At 51.6% G+C, this 17,840-nt stretch carries 19 protein-coding genes; 8 read left to right on the top strand and 11 right to left on the bottom strand.

What is annotated here, in order from left to right:
- Nucleotides 1–221: 221 nt before the first annotated feature.
- The 4 genes from C8E01_RS04300 to C8E01_RS04285 all read left to right on the top strand — a co-directional run bounded on the left by C8E01_RS04300 (nt 222) and on the right by C8E01_RS04285 (nt 3,544).
- Complete coding sequence (locus C8E01_RS04300; RefSeq protein ID WP_116542121.1) at nt 222–836, top strand: deoxynucleoside kinase; 615 nt, start codon at nt 222–224, stop codon at nt 834–836.
- Nucleotides 837–954: 118 nt separating this feature from the next.
- The gene (locus C8E01_RS04295; RefSeq protein WP_116542120.1) at nt 955–2,622 is read left to right on the top strand and encodes a dipeptidyl-peptidase 3 family protein; all 1,668 of its coding nucleotides are present in this window, start codon (nt 955–957) and stop codon (nt 2,620–2,622) included.
- A gap of 3 nt (nt 2,623–2,625) precedes the next feature.
- Nucleotides 2,626–3,081, top strand: a complete 456-nt coding sequence (locus C8E01_RS04290) for a hypothetical protein (protein ID WP_116542119.1) — start codon at nt 2,626–2,628, stop codon at nt 3,079–3,081.
- A gap of 241 nt (nt 3,082–3,322) precedes the next feature.
- Complete coding sequence (locus C8E01_RS04285; RefSeq protein ID WP_116542118.1) at nt 3,323–3,544, top strand: hypothetical protein; 222 nt, start codon at nt 3,323–3,325, stop codon at nt 3,542–3,544.
- Between the two features lie 168 nt (nt 3,545–3,712).
- Here C8E01_RS04285 and C8E01_RS04280 read toward each other — a convergent pair whose 3' ends face one another.
- The 4 genes from C8E01_RS04280 to C8E01_RS04265 form a co-directional block, all read right to left on the bottom strand.
- Nucleotides 3,713–4,852 carry an NAD(P)/FAD-dependent oxidoreductase gene (locus tag C8E01_RS04280; protein ID WP_116542117.1) on the bottom strand — a complete coding sequence of 380 codons (1,140 nt, stop codon included), beginning with the start codon at nt 4,850–4,852 and terminating at the stop codon, nt 3,713–3,715.
- A gap of 2 nt (nt 4,853–4,854) precedes the next feature.
- On the bottom strand, nt 4,855–5,112 hold the full coding sequence (locus C8E01_RS04275; protein WP_116542116.1) for a hypothetical protein: 258 nt from the start codon (nt 5,110–5,112) through the stop codon (nt 4,855–4,857).
- Nucleotides 5,109–5,762: an alpha/beta hydrolase gene (locus tag C8E01_RS04270; protein ID WP_116542115.1), complete on the bottom strand. Its 654-nt coding sequence runs from the start codon at nt 5,760–5,762 to the stop codon at nt 5,109–5,111. The genes C8E01_RS04275 and C8E01_RS04270 overlap by 4 nt, the downstream gene beginning before the upstream one ends.
- A gap of 106 nt (nt 5,763–5,868) precedes the next feature.
- A complete protein-coding gene (locus tag C8E01_RS04265) occupies nt 5,869–7,356 on the bottom strand; it encodes an APC family permease (RefSeq protein ID WP_116542114.1) in 1,488 nt (495 codons plus the stop codon).
- A 341-nt stretch (nt 7,357–7,697) separates the two neighbouring features.
- Here C8E01_RS04265 and C8E01_RS04260 point away from each other — a divergent pair, with 341 nt between their 5' ends.
- A complete protein-coding gene (locus C8E01_RS04260) occupies nt 7,698–7,895 on the top strand; it encodes a hypothetical protein (protein WP_116542113.1) in 198 nt (65 codons plus the stop codon).
- Here C8E01_RS04260 and C8E01_RS04255 read toward each other — a convergent pair.
- The 4 genes from C8E01_RS04255 to C8E01_RS04240 form a co-directional block, all read right to left on the bottom strand.
- A complete protein-coding gene (locus C8E01_RS04255; protein ID WP_243409424.1) occupies nt 7,892–8,365 on the bottom strand; it encodes a hypothetical protein in 474 nt (157 codons plus the stop codon). The two genes, C8E01_RS04260 and C8E01_RS04255, sit on opposite strands and share 4 nt — an antisense overlap.
- 110 nt (nt 8,366–8,475) lie before the next feature.
- Entirely contained in the window at nt 8,476–8,838 is a 363-nt protein-coding gene (locus C8E01_RS04250; protein ID WP_116542111.1) for a Rieske (2Fe-2S) protein, read from the bottom strand.
- Between the two features lie 8 nt (nt 8,839–8,846).
- Nucleotides 8,847–9,218 (bottom strand): DUF3221 domain-containing protein, encoded by a 372-nt coding sequence (locus tag C8E01_RS04245; RefSeq protein ID WP_116542110.1) that lies wholly within the window; start codon nt 9,216–9,218, stop codon nt 8,847–8,849.
- A gap of 111 nt (nt 9,219–9,329) precedes the next feature.
- Nucleotides 9,330–10,013: a hypothetical protein gene (locus C8E01_RS04240; protein WP_116542109.1), complete on the bottom strand. Its 684-nt coding sequence runs from the start codon at nt 10,011–10,013 to the stop codon at nt 9,330–9,332.
- Nucleotides 10,014–10,422: 409 nt separating this feature from the next.
- Between C8E01_RS04240 and C8E01_RS04235 the strand changes: the two genes are divergently transcribed.
- From C8E01_RS04235 to C8E01_RS04230, 3 genes are all read left to right on the top strand, one after another.
- Nucleotides 10,423–12,954 (top strand): PIG-L family deacetylase, encoded by a 2,532-nt coding sequence (locus C8E01_RS04235; protein WP_116542108.1) that lies wholly within the window; start codon nt 10,423–10,425, stop codon nt 12,952–12,954.
- Between the two features lie 155 nt (nt 12,955–13,109).
- Nucleotides 13,110–13,253, top strand: coding sequence for a hypothetical protein (locus C8E01_RS21595; RefSeq protein ID WP_165820560.1), 144 nt, complete (start codon nt 13,110–13,112; stop codon nt 13,251–13,253).
- Nucleotides 13,250–14,953, top strand: coding sequence for a sodium:solute symporter (locus tag C8E01_RS04230; protein ID WP_116542107.1), 1,704 nt, complete (start codon nt 13,250–13,252; stop codon nt 14,951–14,953). The genes C8E01_RS21595 and C8E01_RS04230 overlap by 4 nt, the downstream gene beginning before the upstream one ends.
- 205 nt (nt 14,954–15,158) lie before the next feature.
- On the opposite strand, the gene C8E01_RS04225 is transcribed toward C8E01_RS04230, so the two are convergent.
- The 3 genes from C8E01_RS04225 to C8E01_RS04215 all read right to left on the bottom strand — a co-directional run bounded on the left by C8E01_RS04225 (nt 15,159) and on the right by C8E01_RS04215 (nt 17,783).
- Nucleotides 15,159–16,079 (bottom strand): class I SAM-dependent methyltransferase, encoded by a 921-nt coding sequence (locus tag C8E01_RS04225; protein WP_116542106.1) that lies wholly within the window; start codon nt 16,077–16,079, stop codon nt 15,159–15,161.
- Between the two features lie 198 nt (nt 16,080–16,277).
- Nucleotides 16,278–17,156, bottom strand: coding sequence for a DUF2911 domain-containing protein (locus C8E01_RS04220; RefSeq protein ID WP_116542105.1), 879 nt, complete (start codon nt 17,154–17,156; stop codon nt 16,278–16,280).
- Nucleotides 17,157–17,258: 102 nt separating this feature from the next.
- Nucleotides 17,259–17,783 carry a hypothetical protein gene (locus tag C8E01_RS04215; protein ID WP_243409423.1) on the bottom strand — a complete coding sequence of 175 codons (525 nt, stop codon included), beginning with the start codon at nt 17,781–17,783 and terminating at the stop codon, nt 17,259–17,261.
- Nucleotides 17,784–17,840 lie beyond the last annotated feature (57 nt).

Raw genomic sequence — 17,840 nt, 5'->3', positions numbered from 1 at the left:
TTCTCAGATGAGTTGAAAACGCCAAAGGCAGGACTAGGCCGAAATAAATGCGCTATACCTGTGGTTTAATTCCTTGAGGTATAAGGGTATAGTGGTTTGGGTGTGGATACGGCGCTAAGTCGTGTGTATAATCCCGTTGGTAAGTTTCAGGAATAGTGGCGAGCAGCCACGAAAAAAAGCTTTAATTTGCAACCGGTTTCTTCACTTCTTATATCATTACCATGCACATTGCGATCGTCGGCAATATTGGCGCCGGCAAAACTACCCTGGCTACTAAACTCTCCCAGCACTTTAAGTGGGAGCTATACCTGGAGGCCGTCGAGAACAACCCCTACCTGAAGGATTTTTATGACGACATGGAACGGTGGTCTTTTCACCTGCAAGTGTTCTTTTTGAACAGCCGTTTTGGGCAGGTACAGCAAATTCAGGCCAAGGACGGACACGTGATTCAGGACCGTACCATCTACGAAGACGCTTACATCTTTGCGAAGAACCTGCACGATTCCGGGTTGATGAGTACGCGCGACTACGAAAACTACTTTGCCCTGTTCCAGTCGATGATCAGCATGGTGAAAGCGCCTGACCTGATGATCTACCTGAAGGCGGACCTGCCGAAGCTGATCGGGCAGATCGAGAAGCGCAACCGTGAGTACGAAAACAACATTAGCATCAACTACCTGCGCAACCTCAACGAGCACTACAACACCTGGATGAGCACATACGACCAAGGCAAGCTGCTGGTGATCGACGTGAACAACATGGACTTCGTGGCGAACCCGGAGGATCTGGGAAGCATCATTGAACGGATCAACAGTGAGTTGTTCGGCTTGTTTTAAGGCAAGTCAACAGCATCACATAGGTATAAGCCGCTGCCCCGACAAAGGGTGGCGGCTTTTTCTTTTATCTCAAATACTGTATCTTTCTCTTGAAAAATAAAACTAACCTTATACCAACATGAAATCACGCCACCTGATACTAGCCTCCGCTGTAGCCGCCATGACGGCCGCCTGCACCGGCAGCACTACCAACGAAGCCCAAACCACCGAAACTGTGCAGACCGACTCTACTGCTACCGACCTGCAGCAAAAGCTGGGTATGTACACGACCGTGCGCCTCACTTCCGACCTGAGCGGCCTGAGCGAGAAAGAGCGGCAAATGATCCCGCTCCTGATCGAGGCAAGCAACATCATGGACGAATTGTTCTGGTATGAGGCCTACGGCAAGAAAGACTCGCTGCTGAATGCCTTAACTGACGATGCTGCCAAACAGTTTGTGAAGATCAACTACGGCCCCTGGGACCGCCTCAATAACAACGAGCCCTTTCTGCCTGGCGTGGGACCAAAACCCGATGCGGCCAACTTCTACCCGCACGATATGACGAAAGAGGAGTTCGAAAAGGCCAACCTGAAAGACAAAGCCAGCCAGTATACCTTCCTGCGCCGCGATGCCAACGGCCAGTTAATGACTGTGCCTTACCACGTGCAATTTAAAGAACAGGTGAAGCGTGCTTCCGACCTGCTGCGTCAGGCAGCGAACCTGGCCGAGGAGCCGGGCCTGAAAAAATACCTGACCCTGCGCGCCGATGCACTGCTGAATGACAACTACCAGCCAAGCGACCTGGCCTGGATGGACATGAAGAACAACCGCATCGACGTCATCATCGGCCCGATCGAAACCTACGAAGACAAGGTGTTCGGCTACAAAGCGGCGCATGAGGCCTATGTGCTGATTAAGGACATGGAGTGGAGCAAGCGCCTCGAGAAGTATGCTGCCTTTTTGCCAGAACTACAGCGCGGACTGCCCGTGCCCGCCAACTACAAAAAAGAAACGCCTGGCACAGACTCTGACCTGAACGCCTACGACGTGGTGTACTACGCCGGTGACTGCAGCGCGGGCAGCAAGACCATTGCCATCAACCTGCCCAACGACGAGGAGGTGCAGTTGAAGAAGGGCACGCGCCGTCTGCAACTCAAAAACGCCATGCAGGCCAAGTTCGACAAGATCATGCTGCCAATTGCTGACGAACTGATCGCCGATGATCAGAAGCAGCACATCACTTTCGACGCCTTCTTTGCCAATACCATGTTCCACGAGGTGGCGCACGGGCTAGGCATCAAAAACACCATCAACGGCAAAGGCACGGTGCGTGAGGCCCTGAAAGAACACGCTTCAGCACTGGAAGAGGGCAAAGCCGATATCCTGGGCCTCTACATGATCACACAGCTGCACAAAAAAGGCGAAGTGAGCGGCAGCCTCGAGGATTACTATACCACTTTTATGGCAGGCATTTTCCGTTCGGTGCGTTTCGGTGCGGCCAGCGCCCACGGCAAGGCCAACATGGTACGCTTCAACTTCTTTAAGGAAAACGGCGCCTTTGAGCGAGACGCGCAGACTGGCAAGTACCGCGTGAACTACGTGAAGATGGGAGAGGCCATGGACAAGTTGTCTGAACTGATCCTCACACTGCAAGGCAACGGTGACTATGCCGGTGTGGGCAGGCTCCTGAACGAGCAAGGGCAGATCAGTGCGGAACTGCAGGCCGACCTGGACCGCCTCAGTCAGAAGAACATACCTGTTGACGTGGTGTTTGAGCAGGGCGTAGACGTGCTGGGCTTAAATTAAGCTATGGAGCTGCTGCACTGGAAACAAGAGAACCTGACGTCCCGGAAATATACTGTAAGTGACGAAAATGGAGTGGTTGGTGCGCTTGCTTTCAAAGGCTGGGCAAGCAACGACGCCGATTTCAGCTCAGAGCGCATCAATCTTTACTTCCAAAGGAAGGGCTGGCTCCAACATGACGTCACGATCTGCTTCAAAGACGAAGTGATCGGTATGAGCAAGACGTCAGGCTTTGGCAAAACCACGACGACTCTGGTCACCGGCGAGCAGTTTACGTTCGGGGGCAAGGCATCAGACAGCAGCAGAGATTTGTTCGACGAAGCTGGCAGTAGCCTGATGCATTTTGAACAGGGGAGCTTTAGTAATTCGATTGGCCGGATTTCCATCGCACGGGATATTCCTGAGCTAACCAAACTCCTGCTGGTGGCAACCGGTCTCTATTTTAAGCACCTCAGTCAGTAATGTGACAGCTGTTTCTAATTGCAGAATTTGACAGATTCAACTATATAAGTATTTGATATTTTACATAAAAGGCCCTGCCAGCTGGTAGGGCCTTTTATGTTATTGACTTCGTCAGGTAGATTTTATGGGTTTGCTAGCAGTGAGGGCGGATTGTGGAAAACTGCTTCTAAATATAGACAACTTAAAAAGAAGCTTGGGAGTAAAACTGTTTTCCAACTCACTTTAAATCAAATATTTAATTATGAAAAATTTTGTAAAATCCTTTTACGATTTTAACACAGACAGTCCGCAGGAGCGCCAGGAACGCAACCAATTATACCCTGAACTGGCCAAATTCCACATTGCCCTTCGTGAAGAAATGAGCGAAGAAGAGTACCAGGAATTTTATAGAGCGGAGAAAGACGCCGCCAAAAGCCTGATGATCCCCAACCAAAACACCTCGACTCAATGGATACGAATGTAACTCGTACAAACGATAGAAACTGAAAAAGGTAAACCACTTACGGTTTACCTTTTTTGTTTATAGAAGTGAGTTAGAAACCTTTCAATTATTGTCGGGCGTCAAAGCCTAATCAAAGTATCTTTCAGCGAGTAATCTTTTGTCAAAATTATGAAGCGCTGGGTATACCTTCTACAGCCTCTCTAATACCAGTGCAGCCCCCTCTTCCCCTACCAGTGAACCGATTGCCACACCCATGCCGCCCATGCGCACGGCGCAGCACACGTGCTCCGATACTGGCTGCACGATGGTTGACTTGCTAGATCCCACACCCATGATGCCGCTCCAGCGCTGTTCTACTTCATAGGGCGTACCAGGTAGGATGACTTCTCGCAACAGTTCGTCCAGCTTGTTCTGCACCAGTTCTGTCAAGCCCATCTCTGTGGTCTCTTCGGTTTCGAAGTCGAGGTTGCGACCACCGCCGAAAAGTACCCGATTGCCGATATTGCGGAAGTAGTAGAATCCTTTGTCGTAGTGAAAGGTGCCTTTGAACCGCAGGTCAGGTATAGGCTTGGTGATGAGTACCTGCGCCCGGGCCGGTGCCACCTGCAATTGCGGTAGCAACTGGCGGGCAAAGCCGTTGGTCGCAACCAGGGCCGCACGGGCAGGTATAGCAATGCCTTGTTTTGTGAGGGCGGTGATGCCTGTGCTTTCCTCCTGCAGACTTTCAATCTCCAGTCCGTTCAGCACGATCACACCCAGGGCCTGTACCTTCTGCGTGAGTGCCAGTATCATCTTACCCGTATCGATCTGCCCCTCGGCTGTGCTTTCGATCAAATGGGCTAGCTGCTTAAATCCGAAATCACTGATCTTGTGGTCGGCCGGGCGGTAGATATCCTGCTCACCGGTCACCTGCTGCAGCTGCTTGTTGAGGTAGGGCAATTGCTCGAGACAGGCTTCATACAGCGGCTTTTGGCTTTCCTCAAACAGTTCGTAGCCACCCCAGTGGTGGTAGTCAATGGCCTGGTCGCCGAGGTTCTGGCGCAGGCGCTGCAACCCTCGCCAGCGCCGCTCTACCAGCGCAAATACCTCATCCTCGCTGTGGTGGCTCAGATCGTCGAGTAGCTCCGAGGGACTGCCGAAGCAAGCGAAGCCGGCGTTGCGGGTGCTGGCCCCAGTAGGCAATAGTCCACGCTCTACCACCATTACTTTCAGGGCGGGCTGCTGTGTTTTGAGGTATAGCGCCGCGTTCAAACCCACGATGCCGCTGCCCACAATAAGCACGTCGATGTTGCTGAAATACGATTCTTTTTCCCAGAAACTCAACTCCATGGCTACTCGTCTTCGCGGGTGTAGGTATGCTTGTAGTTGCGGGCCGTCGCCTCGTCAATTATCTCAAAGCCGGTGAGCATGATCTCACGCTCGCCACTGTTAAAGCCACGTACAAATACGCCTTCCGGGCTTTCATAGATGGAGTAGTTGTGTCGACCGAAAGGGTAGAGGTTGTTGCTGCGGAGGGTAGTTGCATTGGTGAGGTCGGCTGTCTGGCCGTCCGGCGTCTTGATAATGAATTTCTTTTTATCTGTTGTCATGTTTCGCAATCTTCTAAAATCTTATCCAAGATAGCACTTATCTCGGAAGCGTGGCTCAAAACCATCAGGTGACCGGCTCTTTTCACTTTAATAATACCCGGGTAGGTACTCATCGGCAGGATGCGGTCGGCTGTGCCGTGGATCATCACGGCGTTCTCATAATGGTCAGGTTGTTGCCAGTTGAGCAACTGCCCGATGGCCCAGCGCAGGAAGTGTGGGTCAGTTTCAAGAATCACCTGCTTGAGCAGCACTTTTTCGGCTTTGGTGCTGGCACCGAACAGCAGCGGCCCCACAAAATGGAAGCGCTTGAGCCAGGACACTGGTATAATGCGGTGCAGCCGCAGAAAACCCATCAGGCGGTAGTACCACGGCAAAATTCTGCTACTGGCGATGCTCGAGATCAGGATGGTCTTGCATGGTTTCAGAAACTTAGCCAGCTCAATGGCCACCACGCCGCCAAAGGACATGCCCACCAGCACCGGGTTGGGTTCGGTAATTTGCCCAGCCAGTCGTACCGCATAGTCGTGCAGTGGCTCGTTGTCAAAAGGCTGAATCCAGCGCACATATACCTTGTTTCTGCATTTGATGTGCAGAAACTGAAACATGCGCTCGTCCGCCCCAAGGCCACTGATAAAATAAACGGTGCTCATACAGCTTCGTGTTTCCGACCATTGGCCGATTAAGGCAGCAAAGCTACAAAAAAAGCAGTCCGCCATACCTGACAAACTGCTTTTCAATTTTCATAAAGTGGACCACTTACATACCCGACTCCTTCTTAAACTTGCTTCCGAAGAAATAATAAACCGGTATGCCCAGCGCCACGATGATCAGGCCTGGCCAGGTATAGACTGGCTTGTAGACGAGCAGGATGATGCAAATGCCTGAGGCAATCAAAACATAAAGTGCCGGCAGAATCGGGTAACCGAAGGCTTTGTAAGGACGCTTGAGATCCGGGCGGCGCACACGCAGCACAAACACCCCAATAATCGTCAGGATGTAAAAGAGCATCACCGCAAAGATCACGTAGTCGAGGAGGTCGTTGTAGGTGCCGGAGAGGCAAAGCAGACAGGCCCAGGCGCACTGTAGCCACAGGGCGGCCGCCGGCACGCCGTTTTTGTTCAGGTGCCCCATCTTTTCGAAGAACAACCCATCTTTGGCGATGGCATAGTATACCCGCGCGCCAGACAGAATGGCACCGTTGTTACAACCGAATGTGGAGATCATGATCAGGATGGCGATGCCTACCGTAGCTGGATAACCTCCAATCACCTCTGCCACGGCTGTGGCTACGCGGTCGTTGGAAGCGTACTTGATGCCTTGCGCCATCACGTCTGTCGCGTTCGGGTCGCCGTTGAGGGGCAATACCAACAGGTATACCAGGTTGATGATCAGGTATAGACCCATCACAATCGCGCTGCCGATCACCATGCTGAGCACGATTGTTCGCTTCGGATTCACGATCTCGTCACCCGAAAAGCCAATGTTGTTCCAGGAGTCGGCGGAGAACAGGGCACCCACCATGGCGATGCCGATGGCTGTTATCAAGGCCATACCTACCGGAGGTGCTTCGCTGGCTCCCGAGGCGGCAGCTGCTGAGCCCCAGAAATCAGAGAAATTGGCCTGCACCGCCGTGTCGTTGATACCGAAAAGCAGACCGAAAAGGATCAGGCCGAACAGGGCGATCAGCTTCGTGCTGCCGAATATGTTCTGAATCAGCTTGCCACTCTTCACGCCCCTGGAGTTGATGTACGTCAGGTATAGGATGCTCGCGATGGCCAGCAGCTGCACCGAGGTGAAGTTAAAGCTGCCCAAAGAAAACAGCACGTTACTTTCGCTGAACCAAGGTATAAGCACTCCGGTAAAACGGGCGAAAGCTACGCCCACTGCTGCGATCACCCCCGTCTGGATCACAAGAAAGAGCGTCCAGCCGTAGAGGAAGGCCACCATCTTGTTGTAGGCCTCTTTCAGGTATACGTATTGGCCGCCCACTTTCGGGAACATGGACGAGAGTTCGCCATAGCTGATGGCACCCACCATGGTCAGGAAGCCCGAGAGCACCCACACCAGCAGCATATTGCCCGGACTTACGACTGCCCTGGATATATCTGCGGTTACAATGAATATACCGGAACCGATCATGCCACCGGTCACGATCATGATGGCGTCAAAAAGCGTAATTTCCCGCTTAAACCCGCTTTCTTTTTCCTCTTTCTGTATTTGCTTTACTTCCTCTATATCCTGCATCGAAACTGTCTTATACCTACTTAAATAGCCTGCAAACCAGTAAATGGGTAGAGGCTGAAGGGCAAAATTAAAGCTAATTTTTGGGGAAAGGACAAATGCAGCGCATTATCTCTCAGAAAGCCTGCAACTGATAAATTATATATAACTATACCTGGTAATAATTGTTCTTTTTGGCTCTAAAAAGATGGTGTCGTTCGTCTGATTATTGAGGAGCTTCACGGATAATTTTAGGCCCTTGGTATAAAATAGTAGTGTATTAAGTAACAGTACCTTGCATAACAAAGTACTATAGAATAACTTTGTCACAGTAATTAATTGATAACCATCTAAATATTAAAGCCATGAAAGTATTATTTGTAATCGCCGCCACAGTATCTTGCTTCGGTCTTGCCATGCAACCAAATGCTAAAAACACACAAGCAGTTGATGCTACTGTCGCCAGCCATGTTGAAATAGAAGAGCCTGTGATGTCAGTACTGCTCGATACAGTCGTGATCACACCTGTTGCGCCACAAGCGGTTGCTGCTAATGTGCACTAAGCCCTGGCAGCCCGCTGGCCAGCGGCAGTGTCTTCCTGCTCCAGGAGCCACTCTTCGGCTAGGCGTCGTTCATAAAAGTTTTTCATGGAGAGCTGGGGGGTGATACGCTCTTCAAGCTCTCGGGCAGCGAGTTTGCTGAACATGCTCAGGGAGTAAACGTGCGCCAGGTAGCGCAGACCCGCTCCAAGTGCTTGTGGCAGCCACTCAAACTGCAGCCAGTCGTTGGCTTCCTGCCAGTCCCCGGTTACTTCTGACTTATCGTTGAGTAGCTTCTGGCATGGGTTTTTTCTTAAAAACTCGAGAAAGGCTTGCGCTGCGCACACCACATTATCAGCCGTTATATGGCCCTGCCACTTGGCTTCTATGTAGTCTTTTTTAAGCTGAATGGTCACATATAGCTCACCCATTATGTGACGAAGCTCTACTGGTGCAGATGGCGTAGGTTCCGGACGAATAATTCTGGTTGCCATAGACATCACATTTTTGGTTGGGCCTCAATGTAAACAATTAGAACGCCTTAGCCTCAGAAATCGCCCTATTTTGAGTGGAATGCCCCCGTGTAAGGGTAAAAGACTCCTTTTCAGATCGTAGCGGCGGCCTGTTCAATTCCTACAAATACACCTTCTTCTCTTAACTCCACCGGGTGCAGAACCGCTTTACGGGTACGGAACTCGCACTCACGCCCGTCCCGCATGCTATACCTGTAGCTGTGCCAGGGGCATATCACTTCATCCAGGTAATTGGTGGTGCCCTTGCTGAGGGAATAGCCCAGATGTGGGCAGACATCGTCGAGGGCAAAAAAGCCGGAGGCGGTATGCGCAAAGCAGATGGACCGGCCATCCAGCACCAACTGCTTCAGTTTGCGAGGGGGCACCTGCTCGTGGGCTTCTGTCACGCTGTCAAATACCTTGTGCCAGGTATAGCGCGTCTGTTTCTGTTCCATCTTTCCAACTAATTGCTTACCCGTATGGCGGATGCATGGGCCTGCACCGGAGACGCCTCCACAACTTGTTCATCAAACCAAGCCTCTACTAACTGCCCTTCGCGCAAATGTTCTAACCGAAGTGTGGCTCCCTGCAGGTTTTCGATGTAAGTTTTAGCATCAATGCGCAAAGTCGCTTTGGTAAGGGTGGTTGGTACACCTTCCACAGATTCCACCATAACCACGGCCACGCCTTCCTTCTTTTTGGAGTTAGTCTTTTTGATGTTGGTGATACTGCCCCGCATGTCGGGCTGCGTGTTGGGGATCTGAAAGCCGTCCTGCGTCTGGCATCCAGCCAGGAGGAGAGCCGCCAGGGAGAGTATGCTCAGGTATTTTCTCATGGGCGCAAAGGTCGAGTCTGGCCATCAGTCCTTGCAGACTGTACGGCTTTTGACATTTGTACGCAGGAGGGAAAGGATTAGTAGTGGCTGAGGCGCATTTTTATTTGCGGTCTAAGCAACCCGCATAAACTGGTCAGACAGCTCTCTGCGCAGGTTTTCGCCTTGGGTATAGTATGAAAGGAAGTCAGTGCGGCGGCAGGTGGCCAGTCGTGGCTCCTGACGCAGGGTGAGGCGGGAGCGTTTCCCTACTGTCAGCAGGCCAATTCCTTTTCGTTCGCACAGCTTGGAGAGGTAGTCCGCCATTTCATTGCCGCGCCAGCACAGGCTGCTCACCTGTATACCTAGCCACTGGTGGTCGCCAGGTTGCTGCTTGAGTTGGTCTACCGCCTCTTTCAACTGCTGCTGCAGGTAGCGCTTACGTAACCTGGAGTGCAGGAAAAAGCCAGCAATAGCAAGGATGGCAGGAATTAAAGCGACTGCCAGCCAACTACCGGTCAGGTAGCAGAGGTAGGCTGCTGCGCTGAAAATAAAAGCTGCGGTAAAGTAGCGGCTTCTGCCCAGTCCCTTTTTCTTGTAGGTACTCAGCAGGCGCGCGAGCTTGTTGGAGGCGGAGATGTTGAGGGAAATGGCAAAAAAGCAGTTGTCGTGCTTCTGGTAAGCAAACAGCGCATCAGCAAAGGTACCCTGGTGAGTGGGCACGAGCCTGTTTACTAATAGACCAGATTTTTTTTCATGTTTGGCATAGTAGGATCCAAGGAATTCGATTGCCTGGTCTCCAATTCTGCTTTCTGCCATATGCGTCAAATGTTTGTAGCCTTCAGATACGTTGTTTCATAGTTGGGGCTACCCAGTTAAACTGACAAGCCTTAGGCAGTATTCGGTAAATGTCTTCCACTTTTTTACAAATATATAAAGGGTAAGATATAAAGCCAGCAATTTGATTATTTTTTTGAAAAATTTACTTTAGCCTGTAATTTTCTTCGTTAAGTCCTGACTAGTCATATTACAAGACTATATCAGTTGAGTTTGATTCAATGTGATGTCGACTGTTATTAATACAAATAATGTGTTCCAATTGTTATATGTCGGGTAGCAGCGACTTTCTGTCCTTTAAACCCCCAAAAACTGGTTAGGCTGATACAAATTTTTTAGATTTACAGCACATTGGCGATGGCTCGCTTTCACCGCTTCTTTAACTAAAACTATGAAAAAAAGTTTTTCGCTCTTATTTACCTTTTTTCTGCTTCTAACCTGCGGTCCGCTACAGGCGCAGGCGCCCGCAAAACCAGATGCTGCTGCATTACTGCAGGACATCAAGAAACTCAACGTACTGGGCACCGCGCTGTATGTAGCGGCCCACCCCGATGACGAGAATACCCGTTTTATCGCTTACCTATCCAACGAGAAGCTATACAATACCGGCTACCTGTCCGTAACGCGCGGCGATGGCGGACAGAACCTGATCGGACCGGAAATCCGCGAAGGGCTGGGCATCATTCGCACACAGGAACTGCTGCAGGCCCGGCGCATCGACGGAGGTCAGCAGTTTTTTACCCGCGCCAATGATTTTGGCTATTCTAAAAACCCGGAAGAGACCTTTGCAACCTGGGACAAGGAAAAAGTGCTGCACGATGTGGTGTGGGCAATCCGCAAGTTCAAGCCCGACGTGATCATCACCCGCTTCTCGCCAAAACCATCTGAAACCCACGGTCACCACACGGCCTCGGCTATGCTGGCTAACGAGGCCTTTGAGGCTGCTGCCGACCCAAAACGCTTTCCGGAGCAGCTGAAATATGTGCAGGTATGGCAGGCTAAACGGGTGCTTTGGAATACAGGCGTATGGTCTTTTCGCAGCCAGAAAGAGTTTGAAGATTACGGCTCGCAGCTCCTAAAGGTAGACGTTGGCGGCTACAACCCACTGTTGGGTAAGTCATACCCAGAAATTGCTGCTTTGAGCCGCAGCATGCACAAGAGCCAGGGTTTTGGCGCTACGGGTACAAGGGGAGTTACGATCGAGTACCTGGATCACACAAAAGGGGAGCGGGCAAAGGAAGAGCTGTTCGAAGGTATAAACACTACCTGGAGCCGGGTGAAGGGAAGTGATAAAGTAGCGGCCCTCTTGCAGCAGGCGGTATCGGAGTTTAAGCCCGAGCAGCCGGCGGCTGTGGTACCTACGCTGCTGGCCGCCCGAAAAGAACTTGCCAAACTACCCGACAGCTACTGGAAGCGCCTCAAAGCAGAAGAGTTGGAGCAGGTAGTGAAGCATAGCCTGGGACTATACCTGGAGGCAGTCGCTACAGATTATGCCGTCACGCCGGGAGAGCGCCTCAACTTACAGATAGAAACCATAAACCGTTCGGCTATACCTGTGCAGCTGGTGGGCATGCGTCCTGCCTTCGCTTCGAAAGACAGCATCCTGAATAAAACACTCGCACCAAACGAATCGCATCTGATTCCATTTAAATTGCCAATTCCGGCCTCTGCTCAGCTTTCACAGCCTTACTGGCTACGGCAGGAGGGAACGCTGGGCTTGTTCCGGGTGGATGATCTGCAGGAGATCGGTGCGCCGGAAAATCAACCGGCCGCTGAGGTGCATTTCGATTTGCTGATCAGCGGGGAGCCCTTCCGGTATACCGTACCTGTTGTTTACAAGCGAAACGACCCGGTGGACGGGGAGCAGTACAGACCACTGGCCATTACGCCGCCGGTTTTTGTGAACATCTTAGAAAAAGTACTGATGTTTGCCTCGCAGGAGCCAAAGCCGGTGCATGTGTTGGTAAAAGCTGGCAAGGCAGGTATAAAAGGCAATGTAGCCCTGCAACTGCCGAAGGGCTGGCGAGCAGAACCTGCACAGGTTGCTTTTGACCTGGAACAAAACGGGGCAGAGCAGTTGGTTCGCTTTATGGTGCATCCACCGAAAGGGCAGCAGGAGGTAGCGCTCAAAGCCGTTGCTACGGTGGCAGGCAAGCCCTACACCCGCGGACTCAACCTGATTCAGTACAGTCACATTCCAACCCAAACCACTTTTCCGGAGGCTGTGGCCAAGGCTGTGCGCCTCGACCTGAAGCGCAATGGCGAGCAGATCGCTTACCTGATGGGCGCCGGCGACGACATACCTGCCAGTCTGCAGCAGATCGGGTACAACGTTACGCTACTGAAGGACGAGGATATCACTGACCAGAATCTGAAGCGTTTTGACGCGGTGATACTTGGGGTTCGGGCTTACAACACGGTGGAGCGCATGAACTTTTACCAGCCGCGTCTGCTCAACTACGTGCAGCAGGGAGGTACCGTGATTGTGCAGTATAACACCGGGCACAGCCTCAAAACCAGCAACGTTGCCCCTTATCCCCTCAAGATTTCGAGCCAGCGGGTAACGGTGGAGGATGCCGACGTGCGCTTCCTGAAACCAGGTCATCAGGCGCTGAACAGCCCAAACAAGATCACCAAGAAGGACTTTGAAGGCTGGGTGCAGGAGCGGGGACTTTACTTCCCGAGTGAGTGGAGCAGCGAGTTTGAGGCCATCCTCTCGAGCAACGATCCCGGCGAGCCTGCCCGCGACGGCGGCCTTTTGATCGCCCGCCATGGCAAGGGGCACTTTGTGTATACCGGCTACTCCTGGTTCAGACAGCTGCCTGCCGGTGTGCCGGGCGCCTACCGCATCTTCACCAACCTGATCTCTCTCGGCAACGGGCACGGTGCCCAGGGCAGCAGCGCGGAGAGTACAGCAAAATAAATGAGCAGATCACGTAGCTTCCGGAGAGTGCCAGACAAAGGGCAATAGATTCATCGGAAACGATTTAACACTCCTCTGCGAGTCTTTTGTCAGGTACGCTACGACTATCCTTAAAGATGTCATGCTACTAGATTCGTGCTACAACTGAGAATACTATGAAAGATACCGATAACAAGCCTGGTGAGGAGCTCGACAAGCCACCCTTTTTCAAAAGCTGGAAAAGTATGTACTGGCTGGTACTGGGCAATCTCGCCTTTCTGATCTCCCTGTTTTACATCATCACCCGCATTTATTCATGAGGTTACTCGACTGGATTGTACTGCTCGGCACACTGGGCTTTATTGTAAGCTACGGGGTCTGGAAAACGCGTGGCAGCAAAGATATAGAAGGCTACCTGAAAGGTGACAACAGCATGAAGTGGTGGACCATCGGTTTGTCCATCATGGCCACACAGGCCAGTGCTATCACTTTTCTTTCTACACCGGGGCAGGCCTACGAAGACGGCATGCGCTTCGTGCAGTTCTACTTCGGTCTCCCAATCGCCATGGTCATCATTTCGATCACGGTTATCCCTATTTTCTATCGACTCAAGGTATACACCGCCTACGAATTCCTGGAAAGTCGCTTCGACCTGAAAACCCGATCGCTGGCCGCTCTGCTCTTTCTGATACAGCGCGGACTGGCGGCGGGCATCACCATTTACGCACCGGCTATCATCCTCTCTACTATACTAGGCTGGAACCTGACAGCCACCAACATGCTGATCGGTATACTGGTGATCATTTATACCGTGTCGGGTGGCACCAAGGCGGTGAGCGTGACGCAAAAGCAGCAAATGGCCGTGATGATGGGCGGAATGCTGGTAGCCGGTTTTATGGTGGTGCGTTACCTGCCAGAAAGCGTGTCCTTTGGCGATGCCGTGGCCGTGGCGGGCAAGATGGGCAAAATGAACGTGGTAGACTTCTCCTTCGACTGGAACGACCGGTATAATTTCTGGTCAGGTATGACGGGCGGTTTGTTCCTGGCGCTTTCCTACTTCGGTACCGACCAGAGCCAGGTGGCCCGCTATCTGGGCGGAAAATCGGTGGCAGAAAGTAGACTGGGTCTGCTGTTCAACGGCCTGCTCAAGATCCCGATGCAGTTTATCATCCTGTTCATCGGGGTGATGGTGTTTGTGTTCTACCAGTTCAACCAGCCGCCACTCTTTTTTAACGAGAGCGCCAAAGACAAGGTATACGCCACTGAATTCGCCCCGGAAATGGAAGCGCTCGAAGAGCAACACACTGTTTTGTTCAACCAGAAACAGGAAGCGGTGCACGGCCTGGTTGCCGCCCTGCGAACTGACGACGAAACCGCAATTGCCGCAGCCCAAGCCGAAGTGCAAGGTATAACTGATGCCTCCAAAGTGGTGCGTAATGATGCAAAAGCACTTATCGCAAAGGCCACTCCCGATGCCGAGACAAAGGATACCGACTACGTGTTCATCTCTTTTGTGATGAAGTACTTGCCAGCCGGTTTGGTAGGTCTGCTTTTGGCTGTGATTTTCTCTGCCGCCATGTCATCCACGGCATCGGAGCTTAATGCGCTGGCCTCCACTACGGTGGTGGACATCTACAAACGCTCTGTCAAGAAGGATAAAGACAACTTCCATTACCTGCGGGCTTCCCGCGTTTTCACAGCCGCCTGGGGCACGCTGGCAATCATCTTCGCCACCTATGCCTCTCTGCTCGATAACCTGATTCAGGCCGTGAACATCATCGGATCCATTTTCTACGGTACCATCCTGGGCATTTTCCTGGTGGCCTTCTACGTGAAGTATATTAAGGGACATGCTGTCTTCATCGCCGCGCTGATGGCCGAAGCTGTGGTGCTTTACTGCCACTTTTACACGGATATCGCCTTCCTGTGGTTTAATGTAATTGGTTGTGTGGCGGTGCTTGTGTTTGGAGCGATCATTCAGTTTGTTATGGGCGAGAAAGGAGAGAATCTAGCCGATTAACAAATGTATATAGCGCGAGCGTCCACGCTTGTGTTTATTATCGTTGGGCCTCTGGCCCCCTTGTGCGTTTCTTTTAACTTTTGTGCTTTATATCAAACGTTAGCTGCCCTAAGCCAATTTCGAGTCATATAGCTGCTATAAAGGCTAAAGGGGCCAGAGGCCCCACCATAGCAAGTTACGAGCGAGGACGCTCGCGCCATTATGCTTAACCTCGCGGTTTCTGCCCCGCTACGATGTATACCAGACTGCCGCCAGCAGAAACATACTCTTCGTTCAGAAGCCGTTGCTTGAGCGCAATCTTGTTGTAAAGCAGCTTCTGCCAGTAAGCATCGAACTTGTCTTTGTCGCCGCCGCCGGCCATGAAGTAGTTGAGGTTGTCCTGGTAGTCGTAGCCCATCGAGTCGGAGTCAATCCACTGTAGCATTTGCTCTACGCGCAGCATTTTCTCCTGCGTGTCGTAGGGCGGAATGATCGAGAGCGCTTTGTCCGAGATCCATACCTTGATGTTCTCAAGACCAGCCTTCAGATATAGGTCAGGTATCACGTCGCCCAGGGAGTTGAAGCCTTCGCCCAGTCTTTTCTTTCCTTTTTCAATACGCAGCTTTATCTCGAGCACTTCGAGGGTGCTTTCCACGTCAAAGTCCGTTTCACCATAGCGGTCGAACATCAGGTTGGGCACCAGGTTGTTTGGCTCCAGCGCCAATACCCAACCGCCGGGCTTGGTGATGCGGATCATCTCGCTGATCACCTGTTTGGGATCTTTCACATGGATCAGCAGGGTCTGGCAGAGAGTTATGTCAGCCAGGTTATCTGGCAGGGGAATGTTGGAGGCGTTGCCCACCCGGAAATCGTAGCTGATGTCGTTGTGCAGGTAAATGCTCTGAGCCTTTTGCCTGGCTTCTTCGATGTACTCCGGCTCAAAATCAACACCGTATACCTTGGCGCCAGTGGGGAGGTGCTTCGAGAACATGAAGCCCATCATGCCTTTGCCACAGCCGATGTCCACCAGCGTGCCGGTGTAGTCCAGGTGCAGGCGGCGGGCCAGCAGTTCCAGGTAGTCGTCGTTCCACCAGTATTCGCGGGCAGGCCCAAGGTGATCTTCTGAATGTTTTTTAGGTTCTTCCAATAGGTATAAAGTATTAGGTTCAAATTGGTATTAACCCACCCATGCCCGTCCGAGGAGGGCACTTCTCGTGCATGAGAGTCCCCCTGGGGGTAGGGACCCTCTAGAAAGCGGGCAGGTTTCCACCACAAAGCAAAGTAACTCAAAAAAGAAAGCCTCTGCCAGAGCAGAGGCTTTCGGTAAAAAGCGGGCAGGTATAGCCTACTTCATTTTCTTCCACTCGGCAATGGCCTTTTCATTCATACGCACATAGTCTTCATTGTTTGCCTTTTTGGCCAGTGCGATCGACTGCTCGGCAGTTTTTACGGCGCCTTTGTAGTCTTTCATTTTCGCCTGGATTTTGGCCTGTGCGTGCAGGTTCCAGAATTTAGGATCGTTGGCGTTGGCTTTTTTCATCCACTCCAGCGCCTGCTTCATGTCCTTGTTGTTGTCTGCGTAGTAGTTGGCAGCGGCAGCGTAAAGCGCTGGAGACACCTCTTTGCCATTTACCACACGCTCCTGAATCTGGGCCATCACTTTGCTGTCTACTTCCGCCTCAATGGTGAAGCTGGCGATCGTTTTGTCCCACAGAATCTCCAGATCAGCGGCATTTGCCTTCAGGTTGGCAAAGTTGATGGTAAAGGTTTCAACGGTTCTCGGATTGGTCTGCGGCTTTACTGTAAAACGGAGCTGGTCGTTTTCCTGCTTATACTGCGCCACGTTTCCGCCGAGTTTCGTGTCTTTGTATAGGATGATTGTCCACTCGTTCTGGCCAGGTATAGTCAGCAGCGCATACTCACCGGCAGGTACTTTTTTGCCCTGGATGGTTACCTCATCGCTGAACTTAAGGGTAGTGGAGTTGTTGGCACCTGTGCGCCATACCTTACCGAAAGGCACAACGTCACCACCGAAAACTGAGCGTCCTTTCATGGATGGGCGGGAATAACTCAAGGTTGCGTTCGTCAGGCCAATTTCCTGTGTCACAGTGGACAGTGGGCTGGCGGCTGGCATCGCGATACCTTGCTGCTGGGCCTGAACCGTTACGGCTGTGCCGCTTAGCAAAGCCGCCGACAGAAACATGCTGAATAAAATCTTTTTCATGGTTTATATTTAATAATGTATGATGGTTTGCGATTCGAAATTACTGAAAAATGCTGACTATTCCCCTTAACCGTTTCGTTCAGAATAAGTTTTACGGAATCTCTAAAAACTTCGGCCTACGCTAAAACCAAAGCGGGGAATGAAAGCGGGTCCCGGCGATTTGGTATTACTTTCTGTCGACAGAAAAGGAGTAAAGCCAACACGCACCACCAGTCCACCCGTCGGGTTCTGGTAACGGAAGCCGATGCGGCTGAAGTACATATTCCGCAAAAGATCTGGTTCGTTGGTGAAGCGGCGGGTGTATCCCAATCCGAACTCAAAATGCTTTTGAAATCGCCCGATCATGCCCAGCGCCTCAACAGGCACTACCGGATAAAAGCCCGGCTCCTCTGAAGAAAAGAAGGTGTTGCTTGCTATACCTATCCTGAAAACTGCCTTTAACATCGACTTCTGGTATACAATACGGTCGTAGTTAGCTGACAGCAAATCGCCGTTTCCCCCTAGTTCGGCATACACTGCATTACGCGCCCTGAACGTGTCGCGGTAATTCTGAGCCGAAGCCGTGAAAACGGGTATAAGCAGCAAGTAGAAAAGAATGGCTCGGGTGAGAGTGCTGATTGGGTGCATAAAATGGTTCAGTAGCAACTGGTGCCGCTATTAAAAGAGTATACTTCGCAAATTAGT

Source organism: Pontibacter virosus (genome assembly GCF_003096355.1).
Taxonomy (GTDB): domain Bacteria; phylum Bacteroidota; class Bacteroidia; order Cytophagales; family Hymenobacteraceae; genus Pontibacter; species Pontibacter virosus.
The sequence above is the reverse complement of the archived record's forward strand: the minus strand, read 5'-3'. Positions and strand labels throughout refer to the sequence as shown.